The 234-nt window shown below is 67.1% G+C and carries 1 pseudogene; it reads left to right on the top strand.

From position 1 onward, the window contains the following. Window positions 1-234 (top strand): annotated as a pseudogene (locus tag ACZ3HH_RS31200) (GGDEF domain-containing protein); the annotation flags it as partial.

Genomic DNA, 234 nt, shown 5'->3' on the forward strand with positions numbered 1-234 from the left:
GCTTCGCCATCATCACGGTCGGCTCCTTCCTTGCGCTGCTGCGCTCGCGCGGCTATCTGCTGGTCGGCATCTGGTTCGCCAACGGCTTGCTGATCGCGGCGCATGCCTGCTTCCTGGCGGGCGTGGCCTGGTTCACGCGCACCCGCATCTCGCGCGCCTGGTGGCTGATTGCCTTGCTGTGGCTGCTGATGCTGTTGCTGCCCGCACATGCCTGGTGGTCGCGCGTGATGCTGG

The organism is Pseudomonas sp. PME37.24/025 (assembly GCF_055556615.1).